This window comes from Anaerolineales bacterium, assembly GCA_022866145.1.
GTDB lineage: Bacteria > Chloroflexota > Anaerolineae > Anaerolineales > E44-bin32 > PFL42.
In genome coordinates this window covers 1-15,478 of record JALHUE010000166.1, presented here as the reverse complement: position 1 = coordinate 15,478, position 15,478 = coordinate 1, and the positions used below count along the sequence as shown (strand labels likewise).

14 protein-coding genes are annotated in these 15,478 nt (G+C 66.2%); 7 read left to right on the top strand and 7 right to left on the bottom strand.

The genetic code is table 11. From position 1 onward, the window contains the following. From MUO23_05330 to moaC, 6 genes are all read right to left on the bottom strand, one after another. A partial coding sequence (locus tag MUO23_05330) for an AAA family ATPase (protein ID MCJ7512375.1) occupies positions 1–1,929 on the bottom strand: 1,929 nt, incomplete at its 3' end. Between the two features lie 12 nt (positions 1,930–1,941). Then, positions 1,942–2,637, bottom strand: coding sequence for a ribonuclease III (rnc, locus tag MUO23_05325; protein ID MCJ7512374.1), 696 nt, complete (start codon positions 2,635–2,637; stop codon positions 1,942–1,944). 90 nt (positions 2,638–2,727) lie between these two features. After that, a complete protein-coding gene (gene fabF, locus MUO23_05320) occupies positions 2,728–3,966 on the bottom strand; it encodes a beta-ketoacyl-ACP synthase II (GenBank protein MCJ7512373.1) in 1,239 nt (412 codons plus the stop codon). Between the two features lie 58 nt (positions 3,967–4,024). Continuing rightward, complete coding sequence (locus tag MUO23_05315) at positions 4,025–4,990, bottom strand: pyridoxal-phosphate dependent enzyme (GenBank protein ID MCJ7512372.1); 966 nt, start codon at positions 4,988–4,990, stop codon at positions 4,025–4,027. 149 nt (positions 4,991–5,139) lie between these two features. Next, complete coding sequence (locus MUO23_05310) at positions 5,140–5,853, bottom strand: molybdenum cofactor biosynthesis protein MoaE (protein ID MCJ7512371.1); 714 nt, start codon at positions 5,851–5,853, stop codon at positions 5,140–5,142. A 3-nt stretch (positions 5,854–5,856) separates the two neighbouring features. Then, positions 5,857–6,339, bottom strand: a complete 483-nt coding sequence (gene moaC / locus MUO23_05305; GenBank protein MCJ7512370.1) for a cyclic pyranopterin monophosphate synthase MoaC — start codon at positions 6,337–6,339, stop codon at positions 5,857–5,859. A gap of 167 nt (positions 6,340–6,506) precedes the next feature. Here moaC and rpmF point away from each other — a divergent pair, with 167 nt between their 5' ends. The 7 genes from rpmF (at position 6,507) to MUO23_05270 (ending at position 14,592) form a co-directional block, all read left to right on the top strand. Further along, positions 6,507–6,692 (top strand): 50S ribosomal protein L32, encoded by a 186-nt coding sequence (gene rpmF / locus MUO23_05300; protein MCJ7512369.1) that lies wholly within the window; start codon positions 6,507–6,509, stop codon positions 6,690–6,692. Positions 6,693–6,737: 45 nt separating this feature from the next. Next, a complete protein-coding gene (fabD, locus tag MUO23_05295; protein MCJ7512368.1) occupies positions 6,738–7,682 on the top strand; it encodes an ACP S-malonyltransferase in 945 nt (314 codons plus the stop codon). 27 nt (positions 7,683–7,709) lie between these two features. Then, positions 7,710–8,735, top strand: coding sequence for a flippase-like domain-containing protein (locus MUO23_05290; protein ID MCJ7512367.1), 1,026 nt, complete (start codon positions 7,710–7,712; stop codon positions 8,733–8,735). Positions 8,736–8,879: 144 nt separating this feature from the next. Then, a complete protein-coding gene (locus MUO23_05285) occupies positions 8,880–11,042 on the top strand; it encodes a GAF domain-containing sensor histidine kinase (protein ID MCJ7512366.1) in 2,163 nt (720 codons plus the stop codon). A gap of 31 nt (positions 11,043–11,073) precedes the next feature. Beyond that, entirely contained in the window at positions 11,074–12,135 is a 1,062-nt protein-coding gene (locus tag MUO23_05280; GenBank protein MCJ7512365.1) for an LCP family protein, read from the top strand. Continuing rightward, positions 12,132–13,571 carry an LCP family protein gene (locus tag MUO23_05275; protein ID MCJ7512364.1) on the top strand — a complete coding sequence of 480 codons (1,440 nt, stop codon included), beginning with the start codon at positions 12,132–12,134 and terminating at the stop codon, positions 13,569–13,571. The genes MUO23_05280 and MUO23_05275 overlap by 4 nt, the downstream gene beginning before the upstream one ends. Positions 13,572–13,605: 34 nt before the next feature. Next, complete coding sequence (locus MUO23_05270) at positions 13,606–14,592, top strand: tyrosine-type recombinase/integrase (protein ID MCJ7512363.1); 987 nt, start codon at positions 13,606–13,608, stop codon at positions 14,590–14,592. A 132-nt stretch (positions 14,593–14,724) separates the two neighbouring features. On the opposite strand, the gene MUO23_05265 is transcribed toward MUO23_05270, so the two are convergent. After that, a complete protein-coding gene (locus MUO23_05265) occupies positions 14,725–15,345 on the bottom strand; it encodes a DUF47 family protein (protein ID MCJ7512362.1) in 621 nt (206 codons plus the stop codon). Between the last annotated feature and the right edge of the window lie 133 nt (positions 15,346–15,478).

The window sequence follows — 15,478 nt, the reverse complement described above, 5'->3', positions numbered from 1 at the left end:
CCCCACCCACGCCCGCGCTTGGGTCCGATCCCGCACCACCCAAGTCGTCGAAAGCAGCCACTCCAGGAGAGGCCGGTGCTCATCATTCGTTCGCACCAGGTCCGCTGCTCGGCCAAGAGCAACCGCATCCAGGGGTGAAGGTGAGCGGTCCGGCGGGGTCGTGACTGCCACCGGGAGGGCGGCCGCCTGGCCGGTTCGGCCGTCCTCTTCGAGCCAGCGCATTACCGCTTCGACGTCCTCCGGGCCGCTGTGCAGCGAAGCCCGGGCGAAGTCCCCCAAGGCGGCCCGGACCGCCAATTGATGCGGCTCGTCTACCCCGCAGTGATCCAGCAGACGCCCGACCCAGCCCGGGAGGGCGCCTCCCCGACCGGCCGCATGAATGCGTTCGGCCAACGACCAGGCATCGAGCCCGCCTTTGGTCAGGAAGTCGACTTCAGCCTGGCGGGCGGCGACGGACTGATCGTGGCCCGCCGCCTCGGAACGCAAATCGTCGGCTTCCGCTCGCGCCGACTCCAGCGAGGCCTGAAGACCACGCTCGGCCTCAACCTCGGCCTCGAGCGCGGCCTGCTTCTCGTCGCGCCGCCGGGAGGCCTCGCCAGCCTGGCGCGACAACTGCTCGGTGCGAGCACGGACCTCCGTAGATCGGGCGTTGATCTGCTCGAGACGGACCGCCAGCGACGAGAGCGTCTCTTGGGACTGCGCCGTCCGGGCCTGGGCGCCGGCCAGCTCTCCCAGGCTGTGTTCGAGCCGCGTGCGCAGCTCAGCGGCCCGGGCATGCGCCGCCAATCCGGCGTCTTCCGGCCAGGCCTCCGGGTGCCGCATTTGCTCGAGCTCAGCCTGCACGGACTGCAAGGATCCCTTGCGCTCGGCGATTTCAGCCTCGAGGCCCGCCAGGCGGGCGGAAGCCTCCCGCTGCTCCTCGAGCGCGGCCTCTTGCTCGGCGGCAACCGCCTGCTCGCGCTCTCCCATCCAGCGCAGTCGCTCCCCTGCAATCGCCAGTCGCCGACCGATGGCTTCGCGCTGTGCAAACAGGGCAGACAGCTCAGCCGAGGCCCGGTGAAGGTCAGCCCGCAGGCGGTCGATCTCCAGCCGGACGTCGGCCAGGCGGAGGTCCGTCTGCTCCTGACGCTGCCGCACCTGGTCGCGGGCAGTGGCCTGGGTCGCAGCTTCCGTTCGGCTGGCCATGACAACCCGCTGGGCGGCGGACCAGTGGTAGCCATACCACAAGCGCAGCGACTCGCGCAGATCTTGGCGAACCTGCTCGAACTCCTCGGCGCGCTTGGCCTGCTTCTCCAGGCTACGTAGGCGAGGTTTGAGCTCTGCCAAGATGTCCTGGACGCGCTCCAGGTTGCGTTCCGTCGCCTCCAGCCGCCGAAGCGCCTCTTCGCGGCGTGACCGATACAGCCCGATGCCGGCGGCCTCCTCAAACAGGCGGCGGCGATCTTCCGCCCGCAGCGAGAGCACCGCATCGACCAGGCCCTGCCCGATGATGGTGTACGTGCGCTGGGCAAGCCCGCACTCGGAAAGCAATTCGTGCACCTGGCGCAGCCGGACACGCTGTCCATTGAGCAGGTATTCATTCTGGCCGTCGCGATAGGCGCGGCGGGCGATCGTCACTTCCCCAAAGTCGATCGGCAGCCAGCCCTCGCTGTTGTCGAAGGTGATCGAGGCGCTGGCCATGCTGGCCCGGGATCGAGACTCCGATCCTTGATAAATCATGTCCTCGGTCTTCTTGCCTCGCAGCAATGTATAGGATTGTTCGCCGAGCACCCAGCGCATGGCATCGGCGATGTTCGATTTTCCGGACCCGTTCGGGCCGACGATTGCCGTGATTGCCGACGAGAACTCGAAATCCACCCGACTGGCAAAGGTCTTATACCCTTGCAGTTCAAGCGACTTCAGCCGGGCGTGACCGTTCGTCTTGTCCAAACCCACCCTATCCTAGAAGGCCGGGCCTTGCCCGAGCCCTCGCAACGCCACCACCGCCGCCTGGCGGGCCGCTTCCTGCTTGCTCTTGCCGCTGCCTTCCGCCATCACGCTGTCGCCGATCGACACCTGAACCCTGAACAAGCGATCGTGATCCGGACCGCTGCTGCCGACGGTCCGGTAGCGGGGGGTTTCGCGGTGCTCGGCCTGGGCCCAGATCTGCAGCTGGCTGCGCGGGTCAAACTCGGCTTCCTCCTCGACGATCGCCGTGACAGCCCTGTCCAGCCGCAGCTCAAGAAAGCGCTCGACCGCCTGCAATCCCGAGTCCATGTACAGGGCGCCGAGCACAGCTTCAAAGGCGCCGCACAGCAGCGCCGGACGTTGGCGTCCCCCGGAGGCCTCTTCGCCTTTCCCCAGCAGCAGGACCTCTCCCAAACCGATTTCCTGGGCAAAGGCCGCCAGCTGCTCGGTGCACACCAACGCCGAACGGATTCGCGTGAGCTTGCCTTCATCGGTGTTCGGAAAGCGCCGGAACAGGAGGGCGGCGCTCAAGAAGTCCAACGCTGCGTCGCCCAGGAACTCCAGGCGCTCGTTGTCCTCCCGGGCGTCACTATGCTCGTTGACGAAGGAACGGTGCGTCAGCGCCGACTGCAGCAGCGTCAGATCGCGCATCGGCAGCCCGGCCTGGCGGGCGAAATCTTCCAGGGACAAGGGTCCTCTCCACGAACTTGGGGGGCGCCGCTAACCCAGAGCAGCCTGCGTTGTCCGCGCCCCACTCGTTCCTAAGGGCTGCGGCAGATTCTACCCATCAAACCGCCGGATCGCCAGTACCGAGTTGTGCCCGCCGAAGCCGAAGGCATTGCTCAGGGTCACCTCGACCTTCGCCGGGCGAGCCTGGTTGGGCACGTAGTCCAGGTCGCAAGCAGGATCGGGGGTCTGATAGTGCATCGTCGGGGGCAGGGTCTGTGTCAGGATGGCCTGGACACAGACGATCGCTTCCAGGGCGCCGGTGGCACCCATCATGTGACCGGTCATCGACTTGGTCGAGCTGACCGGGATCCGGTAGGCCTCGCCGCCCAGGGCGGCCTTGATCGCCAGTGTTTCCGCCAGATCGTTGAGCTGGGTTCCGGTGCCATGGGCGTTGATGTAGTCCACATCGGCAGGCGCCAGGTCAGCGTCGGCGAGCGCCAGGCGGATAGCTTCGGCGCCCCCCTCGCCGTGTTCGGCCGGGGCCGTGATGTGGAAGGCGTCGGCCGTGGCGCCATGCCCGATCAACTCCGCCAGGATCGGCGCCCCGCGGGCTTGAGCATGCTCCAACCGTTCGAGGACCAGAATCCCTGCGCCTTCAGCCATCACCAGGCCGTGCCGGTTCTTGTCGAAGGGTGCCGGGGTCATACTGTAGTCCTCATTTCGGCGCGAGAGGGCGCCTGTCCGGTCAAACGGGAGGACACCGATCAGGGTGATCGTCGCCTCGGAGCCGCCGGCGATGGCGGCATCCGCCCGGCCGCTGCGGATCAAGAGCGCGGCCAGGCCGATCGCATCCGATCCCGAGGCGCAGGCCGAGGCGACGGAGAAGCTCGGGCCGCGCAATCCATAGTCGATCCCGATCAGGCTGGCGGCTCCGTTGGACATCATCATCGGGATGTAGAACGGGCTGATCTTGCGCGGCCCCTGCTCGATAAATGCCCGGAAACCGAGCTCGATCGTGGCGAGGCCGCCGATGGCCGACGACACAACCACCGCCACGCGCCCGCCGTCCACCTGACCCAGCAGTCCCGCCTGGGAGAGGGCCTCCTTGGCGGCGGCGCTGGCGAACTGCTGGAACCGATCCCGTCGGCGCGCCTCCTTGGCGTCCATGAATCGCTCGGGTGCCCAGTCCTTGACCTCGGCCGCGATGCGCACGGGCAGGTCGTCCACAGCAAACAGCGTGATCGGCCCGACTCCCGAGCGCCCGGCGCACAGGCTATCCCAGCTGTCCTGGACCGATTGCCCAACCGGGTTGACGGTTCCCATACCGGTAATGACCACGCGAGTCGTCATGGCTCTGCCTCAGATCAATCGGTCTGCAACGATGCCCGCGCCGCCGAGGTCACCCAGGTCAGGGGCGGGCCTTCCATCCTGCGCCAGTAATGATGGCGACGATCGGTGGATCCAGGTCAGGCCACAGATCGTCCATCGCCGGCCAGATGACGGCTGAAGTGGGTTCCATATCGATGCCGGCACGTGCCAGCTCTTGCTGAGCGGCATGAATCCGCCCTTCTTCAACGACCGCCATGGCTCCCTTCGACTTCTCGATGGCGCCCAACACCTGATCGCCCCGAAGGGGATTGCGCACGCGGATTCCCTCGGCCAGGGTCTCGCCCTCGGTGACGAGCGACAGCGCCGCCGCTCCCCCGTGGTACACCGCCCACACCGGTGCACAGGCGGCGGCCTGCACGCCAATCAGCCGAGGGAGTCGTTCGATCCGGTGATGTAGCAGCAAGGCCTCGAATCCCAACCACAGCCCGAGCAGCAGCGACCCATGGCCGACCGGCATCAGAACCGAGCCCGGCGCCTGGCCGAGCTGTTCGACGATCTCGTAAGCAATCGTGGCGTACCCTCCCAGCGCGTGCGGCTGGTAGACGTGGCTGGCATAGACTTCGCCCTGCCCGACGGCTTCCAGGACCGCTTGGGCCGCCAGCGAACGCGGCCCGGCTACGGCCACCACTTCTGCGCCGTAACCGGCGATCTGCTGCCGCTTTGGGCCGGAGGCCGCTTCGGGCACGAAGATCTTGGCGGCAATCCCCAGCCGCGCCGCGTACGCCGCCAGGGATGCCCCGGCGTTTCCGGATGAATCCTCAGCCACCTGGCGCACGCCGGCGTGCGCCAGCGCGCTTGCCAGAACCACCGTCCCCCGATCCTTGTACGAGCCGGTGGGATTCAGGTGCTCAAGCTTGAAGTAGACCTGACGATCGCGACCCGGGATTGGCAGCAGCGGTGTGTTGCCCTCGCCCAGGCTGGTCAGAGGGATCTCGGTTGCCAGCGGGAGCGAGGCGCGGTAGCGAAGCAGGCCGCCCTTTCCCAAGGGACCCCAGGCGGGAGGCAGAGAGATTGATTCTGCGGGGAGGGTGTACAAGCCCCCACACGCGGGACATAGGTGGGGGAAACCGCTCGGAGGATGGAGGGTGCCGCATCCCAGGCAGCGGAAGCTGGGTTGGGAGCCGAGGTCGGGCTTCACCGGCGCCGGTCATCCGGGGTCGGGATGTACGCGCCCTCCACCCACTCCTCGGCGTCGGGGCCGACCTCTTTCTTCCACACCGGCACGATTTGCTTCAACCGATCGATGCCGTATCGGGCGGCCTCAAAGACCCCCGTGTCCCGGTGGGCAGCGGTGCAGGCGATTAGCACGGTCGGCGTCCCAGGTAGCAGGCGGCCAATCCGTTGGACGAGTCCGATGCCCTCAATGCTCGGCCAGCGGGCGCGGATCTCGTCAGCCACCTGGGTCATCTTCTCGCGCGCCATCTCGGGATAAGCTTCATATTCCAGATGCAGGGTCTGATGCGGCGCCTCGCCCGAGGTGTGCTCTCGCACCATACCGCTGAAGACACATGCGGCGCCGGTCGTCGGAAGCGTGAGGCCAGCCAGCAGCGAGTCCAGGTCCAAGGCTTCCTCTGTCACCAGGACCACTGTCGGGCCAGCTCCCCCGCCGCTAACCGGCGGGAAGACCGCGACTTCATCCCCGGGAAGAAGGCGGCGGCTCCGGTCGGCAAACTCGCGGTTGACAGCGACCACGGCTGTGGGTAATGAGACTTCGAGCGAAGGGTGCAGACGGGTGAGCGTCTGCAGCAGATCATGGAGTGAGGCCTCCGGGTCCAGCGATACCACCTCGTTCGTGACTCCCGTCTGCTGCTTGATGGTCGCAAAGTACGTAACCTTGATTTGCAGCACAGGCTACTCCAGCCTGATCTCGCCGCTCCGCCCGCCGCGCTTGGCAATCAGGCGGATGTCCGCAATCCGAGCCGCACGATCGATACCTTTGACCATATCATAGACCGCCAGGCAGGCGACGGCCACCGCCGTTAGGGCTTCCATCTCGACCCCCGTCCGCCCGACGCACCGGACGGTCGCCTCGACCTGCATTCCCGGGGGCGTTTCCGAGGCCTCGACCTGGACCTCGACATGCGTCAGCGGGACAGGATGGCACAAAGGGATCAGCTCCGAGGTCCGCTTGGCCGCCTGGATCCCGGCCAGACGGGCCACCGCCCGCACATCACCCTTCCTCAAATCGCCGGCCGCCACAGCCGCCAGGGTCTCGGCGGAGAATACAACCATGCCGCGGGCGACGGCCTCGCGCTCACTTTCAGGCTTGTCGCTGACGTCCACCATGCGGGCCTGGCCGTGCTGATCAAGGTGGGAGAGGGGCTGCTCAGGCATACGGAGATTATATCTTGGCAGGCGGTCGAAGGCCGCTTCCCTGCTTTGGGGGCGAACGGAGGCCGATGGCCGCGGGCCGCCTTGACAGCCCCCTGCCCCCTGCTATAATCACCGGGCCTGCCATCCGGCAGGCGCTGTTGTGAAAGCAATTCTCGAGGAGTTGGACGATGGCGCCTCTGCCCAAGCGAAAGCACTCCAAAGGACGCCGGGATCGCCGCCGGGCTCATGACGCCATCAGCCCTCCGGCCCTGGTGACCTGCACCAACTGCGGTGAGAAGCGTCAGCCGCATCACATGTGCCCGAACTGCGGGCACTACGCGGGCAAGGAAGTTATCGAGATCAAGCGCGACTAGCGCTTGCCCCCAACCAGGCTTGAACGTGGGCAAGCAGGCGAACGCATGGCCGTAGATCTCAGGACCTCGGCGCTTCTCTTCCCCGGTCAAGGCTCCCAATACGTCGGCATGGGCCAGGCGCTGGCCAAAGAGAACCCGCTGGCGGCTCAGGCGTTCGCCCGGGCCGATTCGATTCTGGGGTTCGCCTTGAGCAGGCTGTGCTGGGAGGGTCCTGCCGACGACCTCAACGACACGGCTTTCACCCAGCCGGCGATCTTCACGCATTCGATCGCCATCCTGCAGGTGCTGCAAGCCCGGTTCCCCGGTTTTCGAGCGGCGGCCGCAGCCGGACACTCCATGGGGGAGATCAGTGCCCTGGTGGCGGGCGGAGCCCTGTCGTTCGAAGACGGGCTGGCGCTGGTGCGGGAGCGCGGCCTGGCGATGAAGCAGGCCGGCGAGCTGCTTCCGGGCGGTATGGCGGCAGTCATCGGGCTGGACCTCGAACAAGCGGAGGCAGCTTGCGCGCAGGCTGCCGAACGCACCCGGGCCGTGATCGGCGTGGCCAACGACAACTGCCCGGGGCAGGTAGTAATCTCGGGCGATGAGGCTGGGTTGCTGGCGGCGATGGAGCTGCTCAAGCAGTCTGGAGCCCGCAAAGTGATGCGGCTGGCGGTCAGCATCGCCGCCCATTCACCCTTGATGATTCCGGCCCAGGAGCGCTTCAGCCGAGCCGTCCGGCAAACGCAGCTCCACCAGGCAGACCTGCCTGTCTACGGCAATGTCGAAGCTGCGCCTCTTCAGAGTGCGGCTTCAATCGAGCAGGATCTCCGCAATCAACTCACCATGCGGGTGCGCTGGACCGAGACGATCCACAACCTGGCGGCTGCGGGAGTGACAGCCTTTCTGGAAATCGGCCCGGGCACGGTGCTGACCGGGCTGGCGAAACGCATCGAACCCGGCCTGCAGGCGCTGGCCTTGGATGGAACGGACCCTGGGGCCGCGCTTGGCTGACTGGGCTCCAGGGATCCAGCTGTTCCCATGAAGACTTTCTTCGCCGCCCTGGTCTTGCTACTGGCCTTCTTCTTCTTCCTCACCCGGGCGGCGGACGTCGGACAGGTGCTCCTCACCCTGCAGCGGGGCAATTGGGGCTGGATCACGCTGGCGCTGTTCGTGCACGCTGCCTGGATCCTGAACATCGGAGCTCACCTGCGGTCGCTCTACCGTTTGCTCGGGATCGACGAGAAGACCATCCGCCTCTCGATGCTGGGCACGGGCGCCGCCTTCGTCAACACCATTGCCCCTTCGGCCGGGATGAGCGGCATGGTGGTCTTCATCACGGACAGCCGCCAGCGTGGGCTGCCCACCAGCCGGGTGACTGCTGCGGCTGCCCTGTATGTGCTGTACGACTACCTGGCGTTCATCGCCGTGCTCGGCCTGGGAATCGTCGTCCTGATCCGGCGCAACCGGCTTGGGGCGGCCGAAGTGACGGCCTCGGTCATCCTGGTATCGATCGCGATGGCGCTGACGCTGGTGCTGTACACGGCCATGCGATCATCGGACCGGCTTGGACGCGCCCTGGCCTGGATTGCGACTCACACCAACAGCGTGCTTCGTCCGTTCATCCGCCGCGAATACCTCAGTCCGGATCGGGCCCACGAGTTCGCCCATGACATCGGTGAGGGTCTGAGCGAGATCCCCAAGCGTCCCTCCGGGCTACTGCTTCCCTTCGCCCTAGCGCTGAGCAAGCAGGCGCTGCTGATCACGATTTTTTTTCTGATGTTCCTGGCTTTCAATCAACCGTTCTCCGTCGGGACGCTGATCGCAGGCTACAGCGTCGGCTACCTATTCCTGATCGTCTCCCCGACGCCTTCCGGGATCGGGTTTGTCGAAGGCTCGATGACTCTCGCCCTGGCATCGTTCCGCATCCCGCTGGCCGCCGCCGGCCTGATCACCCTGGCCTACCGCGGTGTCACCCTGTGGCTGACGATCCTGTACGGCATGATCTCCTTCCGCATCCTCAACCGCAAGGCCGGCGAAGAAGCGGAGCCACGGCCGCCAGCCTAGGAGTTCCTCCCACCCGGCCGCTGCTAGCGCCCGCGACTCACCCCGGGTCGATCAGGATGCCGATGCTATAATCCCCGCGGCACAGGCACCCCCAGCATGGGACTTTCACCCGAGGCAACAGCAACATACGCGGGAGCAGGCGGAGTGTGGATTGGCGCCGCCCTGCTTCTCCTTTCCATCCTGGTGTTGATCGCCATCCACCAGCGGGGACGAGCCCTGGCGCCCGAAAGCCGCCGCACCTGGCTGTTCGCCAGCGCCGCCGTCGTCGGCGTCCAGCTCGCCGCCCTGGGCTACGCCGCCTTGGCGCTGGCCGCCGACTCCCCCCCTGTGTTCACGCCCCCGCTGCGCTGGACAGCCGACATGCTCTCCTGGATTCTTCTGCTGGGCATTGCATGCTTGCCTGTCCTGCCACGCCGCGGGCGGGTCTCGGTGCTTGCCGCCGTAGGCCTATGCCTGCTGGTGGGGCTGGGCTACTCCTGGACCAGCTGGAACGCCGGGTCGGCAGGCTGCCTGCCGGCGGCATGGCCGGCCGCAACGTGCTCACCGCCCGCATGGCTGCTGGTTCTCACGCTGGTGCTGGCGCTGGCGGTCTCGGGGACGGCCTGCGCGTTGCTTGTCGTCCGTCGTCCTGCAGGCTGGCCCTGGTTCTCGGCAGCTGCCGGAGGCATCGGGATAGCCGTGTTCCTCGACCTGGCAATCGCCCGCGCCTACTGGCCTCCTGGCCCGTTCGCCTTGCTGGCGGCGATGATCTTCTTCAGCCTGTTCCTCGTTGCTGATTTCCTCCCGCAGCCTGCCGCCCCGCCAGCGCCGCTCTCGCCTGCGAGCACCGCATCGCCCGAGCACACGCTGAAGGCGGCGATGGACTTCGCTTATCTGATGCAAGCGGATTCGATAGGCGATCTGGCGGACGCCGTTGTGAGAGCCACAGCCCTGGCGACCCGGGTCGAGTTCGTCCTTCTGCTTTCCCCTCCAGACGACCGGGGACGGTTCTCCGCCGCCAAGGGGTACGACCACATTCGCGAGCGTCCACTGCCCGGATTCGCCATGAACGGCACGGCTTATCCCGCCATCCAGGAAGCTCTGGTCGAGCGCCGGATTCTGGAGGTGTTTGAGGATCCCAAGCCTCCCGATCTCGAAGGCTTGATGGACGAGATGGAAGCCTACGAATCCGGCACCCTTCTCTTGCTTCCGATCCTTTCGGGCGAGGCGCTGCAGGCCGGACTGTTGTTGTTCTCTCCTTTCGCCCAGCGCAGGTGGTCGACGGAGGAGAAAGCGCAGTTGGAGCGCCTGTGCATCCTGCTGGCGGATCGGTTTGCCCAGCTCCAGCTTCGCCCTACTCCGGAGCGTGAGATAGCGGGCGCCGGATCACCCCCCGCTCTTGCAGCCAACGCCGCCTTTTCAGCCGCCCGTGCCTGGAAGGATCGGCCGCAGTCTGCCGACCAGCCATCCGACGAGTTGGTGATGGTGCTGCAGGAACTGGCGGAAGCTCGCTCGCAATTGGCATTGCTCACGGCCGCACAACAGGCGCACTCCTCGGCCCAGGAGCAAGCAACCGCCTTGCGTCCGCTCTCGTCCCGCCTTGAGCAAGGCCTGCGCTCGGCCTCCAGCTACAGCAGCCTGATGCTGGACGATGTGGCCGGCGCATTGACCTCGATCCAGCGCAAGTATCTGGAGCGCCTGCATGGCGGATTGCTTCGTTCCCAGGCGCTCGCCCAAGAACTGCGCGATCGATTGGCGCCAGGATCGGAGGCGCTGGAGGACCAAGGCGAGTGGGCGGTTCTCGACACTTGCCTGCAGCAGGTCATTTCGCGCTACACCGGTGCCCTACGGGAGCACAATCTCCGGCTCCAGCTGGATCTGCCCGAGCGCATCCCTGTCCTGCGGGCGGAGCCCTCCGTCCTGGAGCAGCTGCTTGACAACTTGCTGGCCAACGCCGTGGCTGTTACACCGGACGGGGAAGATTTGACCGTGACGGCCCACGTGATTCGCGACGCCGGCGCCAGCTACGTGATGCTGGAAGTGGCGGATCGCGGCCCGGGAATTGCCAGCGAGCACCTGGGGATGGTGTTTGAGCCGCAAATCTCCGCCGCCGCCCGGCGGCCAACGGGCATCCAGGATGGCGGGGTCGGGCTGCCCCTGGTCAAACGCCTGTGCGATGCAATCGGCGGCCGGGTTTGGGTCGACAGCCGCCCGGGATACGGAACAACGTATACTGCGCTTCTGCCTTTGGCTCCTGGTGAAGCGAGAACCCCGGACCGGCCGATCAGGTCCGAGGAACGATCGGCTGCGAAACGGCAGGCAGGCTGAGCGCAGCATGAGCGAAGGAGGCACCGGTCGCATGCAGTGGCGCGCAAGACGGCGGGCATTCTCAGCGGTCGCCGCATGCTGGATCGTCCTAGGAGTGGCCTGCAACTCGGGAACGCTGCCTGTGGCGTCCATCACGGGCGCCCAGGGCGTGCTGGTCGATTCCGCCAGCACGCCCACACCGTTCTATCCGCTGGCGCCTTCTGCCACGCCCGACACGACGGCAACGGCGGCCCCGCCGCCGGCAACCGCCACCCCTTCCAATCCGTGGGGATCCTTCGCCGGGCCGGTCGAAGTCTCCGCCATCGAGATCCCACCCCCGATGCCAGCCTTCGAGCTTCCCCCGGGCGCCGATGTGATTCTGCTGCTGGGATCCGACGCCCGACCCAACGAGAGCATCGGGCGGAACGATACGATCATGATCGCCGTGGTCGATCGGACCGCCGGTCGTGTCACCTTGATTTCGGTGCCTCGAGATCTGTACGTTTACATCCCGGGCTGGCGGGTCGACCGGGTCAACACCGCCGAGATCCGCGGCGGTCTGCCGATGCTGTATGACACGATTGCCTACAACTTCGGGATCCGGCCGAGCCACATGGCGCGCGGCAATTTCACGGGATTCATCCAGGGCGTCGACCTGCTCGGCGGGATCGATGTACAGGTCGGCGGCTACTTGTACGACGAGTGCGGAGGGTACTATCACAACTACTCGCCGGGAACGGTTCACATGGACGGCTTCAAGGCGCTGTGCTACGTTCGTATGCGTAAGGCCTCCAGTGATTTCGATCGGCTGCGCCGTCAGCAGGAAGTCCTGATTGCGCTCTTCCAGCGGGTCGTCAGTTTGAACGGGCTGGCGCGGTTGCCGGAGCTGCACGCGCAGCTCTCGACGCTGGTGCAGACCGACTTGGGCCTGAACGATCTGCTCGATCTATTGCCTGTGGCCACCGCCGTCTCCGGCGATCCGGCGCGTATTCGGAGGTTCTCGATCGACACCAGCATGGCCACAGGCTGGCGCGTTCCCCTGAGCGGTGCCTCTGTCCTGCTGCCGAACCGGGACGCCATCCAGGCGATGCTGGAGGCGGCTCTGCCTTCGTGAGCCGGTGGGCCCGGGCTTCGGGACTGGTTCTAGGCACGGCGCTGATCGCTTCGGGCTGCGCTGGGGCACCGAGCATGGTGCCCCAACGGACGGAACTCCCCCCCTCGCCACCTGCAATCAGCCCTCCTGCCATTCAGTCGTTTCACACACCGTTCTTCCCGTCCGCCCGCACCCCTATCCCGCAAGCGACCGACGGCGTGGCGCCCGCTCCGACGGCACGGGCGGTCCGGCTGACCCCGGCTGCCGGAGAGCAGATCCCACCGCCGGCGGACCCGATCCCCTTCGGGCAGCAGGTCACCAATGTCCTGCTGCTCGGATCCGATCGCCGGGCCGGGAATGAGTTTCGCGATGACGTCCTGATCCTGGTGTCGCTCGACCCCGTTGGGAAGCAGGCCGTCGTACTCTCCATCCCACGCGATCTCTGGGTGTACCTTCCCGGGCAGGGCATGCAGCGCATCAACACCTCGTTTGGCATCGGCGAGAACCGAGACTATCCGGGCGGCGGAATGGGCTTGCTCCGTGACTCCATCCAGTACAACCTCGGAATCCCGGTGGACCGCTATGTGCGGGTCGAGATGCAGGGTTTCGAAGACCTGGTCGACGCGCTGGGCGGCGTCGAGGTGCTGGTCGCCTGTTCGTACACGGATTGGCGCTTGAAATCGCCGGAGGCGCCCCCCGAGAAGCAGGACAGCTGGGAGCTGTTCACGGTTCCGACCGGTCCGGTGGCCATGGATGGGGCGCAGGCATTGTGGTATTCCCGCGCCCGTGCCCGCTCATCGGATTTCGACCGTTCCCGCCGCCAGCAGGAAGTGCTGCGCGCCGTGTACCGCCACCTCCGAGACACGAACCTCGTGACCCGGATCCCGTCGATGTTCCAGACGCTGTCTCGGCACGCCTCAACCGATCTCACACTCAACGACTTGCTCAACTTGGCTCCACTGGCGGCAGACATCGGTCCGGCCTCGGTGCGCAGCCGGTTCATTGGGCGGGAGCAGGTGGAGGACTTCCGAGTCCCGACGTCCGGCGCGGCCGTGCTGGTTCCTAAACCCGATGCCCTCCGGGCCCTGCTGGAGCGCACGTTCTCGGACGAGGCCTGGTCGATGGCGGGCTCGTTGGATGGGGTGCAGGTCGAGGTGGTCGATGCCAGCCGGCAGCCGGGTTGGGTGGAGCTGGCTGCCGAGCGGCTGGCCTACGCCGGGGTTCCCACCTTCAGCGGCTCCTCCGCGGAGCCATCCGATGGCCCTACCTTGCTGCTTGAGCTTCAACCCGGAAATGATTCGGCTGTCCAGGCGCTCCTGCAGGTGCTGGGACTCGACGACTCGCGTGTGCGCGCCGCGCCAGAGCCGGCGGCGAGGGCTCGCTTCCGCCTGATCGTGGCCGACGACTACAACCCGTGCTTCGATCCAACCCGCCGGCAGTCGGCCAGCGACGGTTGACATTTCCGTACGTCCCGCATACGATTTCCTGGATATGACTACACGCAAGGAAGCGAGCCGCCTTTCGCCGCCCGAGCGCGGCGAAGAACTGCCGCTCTTCTCCAGACCGTCGGGACCGGCGCAGGCTCCCCCCCCGGCGGGTCCGGTGCGGCGGGACACCGCCATCAGCGCCGCCGTCAATGCTTGGGGGGAAGCGCTGGAAAGCAGCGGCCGGTCGATTCACACTGTCAAGGCCTTCACGGCCGACCTGCGTCTTCTGGCCAAGTTCGTGGGCGGCGGGACACCGGTCGGCGCGGTCGCCACCCATGACATCCGCAATTTCCTGGACTGGATGCTCCACAGGCGCAAGGCGCCGTGCAGCCCCAAGACGTATGCACGCCGCGTGACCTCGGTCAAGGCATTCTTCCGCTGGTTGATCGAGGCCGGGGTGTTGGACGAGGATCCGGCTGCGCCCATCCCGCAGCAGACCGTCCTCAGCCCCCTGCCTCAAGTCTTGAGTCCGGACGAGGTGCAGGCAGCGCTGGATGCGGCGGCCGCCTGGCGGCAGGCGGACAAGCCGGACGCCCGCCCCTTCACGCTCCTCAGCCTCTTACTTCAGACCGGGATCAAGAAGAACGAATGCCTGACGATCCACCTCAACCATATTGACCTGACAGCCAGCGAAGGGCCGACGCTGTTCGTCCGCTACGGCGAGGTCCGCAAACGGTATCGTGAGCGCAAGCTCCGCCTGGATGAGGCGTGGGCCAAGGCTTACCGCGAATACCTCAGCCAGTACGCCCCGCGTGACCGCGTGTTCCCGTATTCGCCGCGGCGGCTGGAGTATCTGCTGGAGGATATTGGCGAAGCCGCCGGCTTGGAGAAACACCTGTCATTCAACATGTGCCGATGGACAAGCGCCCTGGGAGACATCCGGGACAGCGTCGACCGCGACCAGATTCGCCAGAAACTCGGGCTGTCCAAGATTCAGTGGCGGGAGGTTGGCGTCAAGCTCGATCGGCTGGCGGCTGGAGATCCGGAGTGAACCCCGCCTCGCGGCAGACCACGAGCATGCCGGCACAGAGATGCGGGGTACGAGCACCCCCCGGCTGCATTCGCCGTCATGTTCCCCAGGCTCTGGGGCCGAACGGGAACTTCGGCACACCCGACCCGGGAGTTACATCTTCTTGACGACAATGTCTCCGATGACGTTGGCCGCCTCGTCCCCGCGGTCCGCCGCATTCGATAGGTGGCGGTAGATCTCGCGCAGCTTCAGCATCTCGACCAGGTGGTCGATATCGCGCGGGCCGGCGAAGAGATCCGCCACGGCCTCGCGGTAAACCGCCTCCATCCGATTCTCCAGCGCCTTCGCCCGTACTGCGTGATCGTTCGCCACGTTGGGATGATCTTCCAGCCGCATCACAGCATTGTGGATCTCACGCGCGGCGTCGGTCAGCAGCGACACCATGCGCTCGAGAAACGGGTTGGGCTGAATACCAAGCAGCGCCATCTCTTCGACCGTCGTGAAGGCGTAGTCCAAGATGTCGTCGATGGCCAGCGAAAGGGCGAAGATGTCCTCCCGATCCAGCGGGGTGACGAACGTCCGGTTCAGCTCATCGATCAGGATCCGGCGGACCTCGTCGGCGTGACCCTCGATGTCGGAAACCTGCTGGGCCAACGCCGGATCGGGTCCACGCACATACTCCTGCAGGGTCTGCATGCCCTCGAAGGAGTACTCCGCCTGTTTGATCAACAGTTCGATGAAACGGTTCTGTTTCTTCTTGCTGAATATACTCATGAAGTGCCTCGCTTTCAGTACGTCATCTCGCCGCTGACAAATGCCGCGGAACGTGGATCTTCCGGCGACGAGAAGAAGGCCTCGCTTGGCTGCACTTCGACCAGCTCCCCGCCCAGCAGGAAGCCCACGCGGT

Coding starts and splice junctions, on each gene's coding strand:
- moaC (MCJ7512370.1), bottom strand. CDS start 6,339: ATGCCTGAGCAGCCCCTCTCCCACCTTGATCAGCACGGCCAGGCCCGC.
- MUO23_05280 (MCJ7512365.1), top strand. CDS start 11,074: ATGCAGTGGCGCGCAAGACGGCGGGCATTCTCAGCGGTCGCCGCATGC.
- rpmF (MCJ7512369.1), top strand. CDS start 6,507: ATGGCGCCTCTGCCCAAGCGAAAGCACTCCAAAGGACGCCGGGATCGC.
- MUO23_05290 (MCJ7512367.1), top strand. CDS start 7,710: ATGAAGACTTTCTTCGCCGCCCTGGTCTTGCTACTGGCCTTCTTCTTC.
- fabF (MCJ7512373.1), bottom strand. CDS start 3,966: ATGACGACTCGCGTGGTCATTACCGGTATGGGAACCGTCAACCCGGTT.
- fabD (MCJ7512368.1), top strand. CDS start 6,738: ATGGCCGTAGATCTCAGGACCTCGGCGCTTCTCTTCCCCGGTCAAGGC.
- MUO23_05270 (MCJ7512363.1), top strand. CDS start 13,606: ATGACTACACGCAAGGAAGCGAGCCGCCTTTCGCCGCCCGAGCGCGGC.
- MUO23_05265 (MCJ7512362.1), bottom strand. CDS start 15,345: ATGAGTATATTCAGCAAGAAGAAACAGAACCGTTTCATCGAACTGTTG.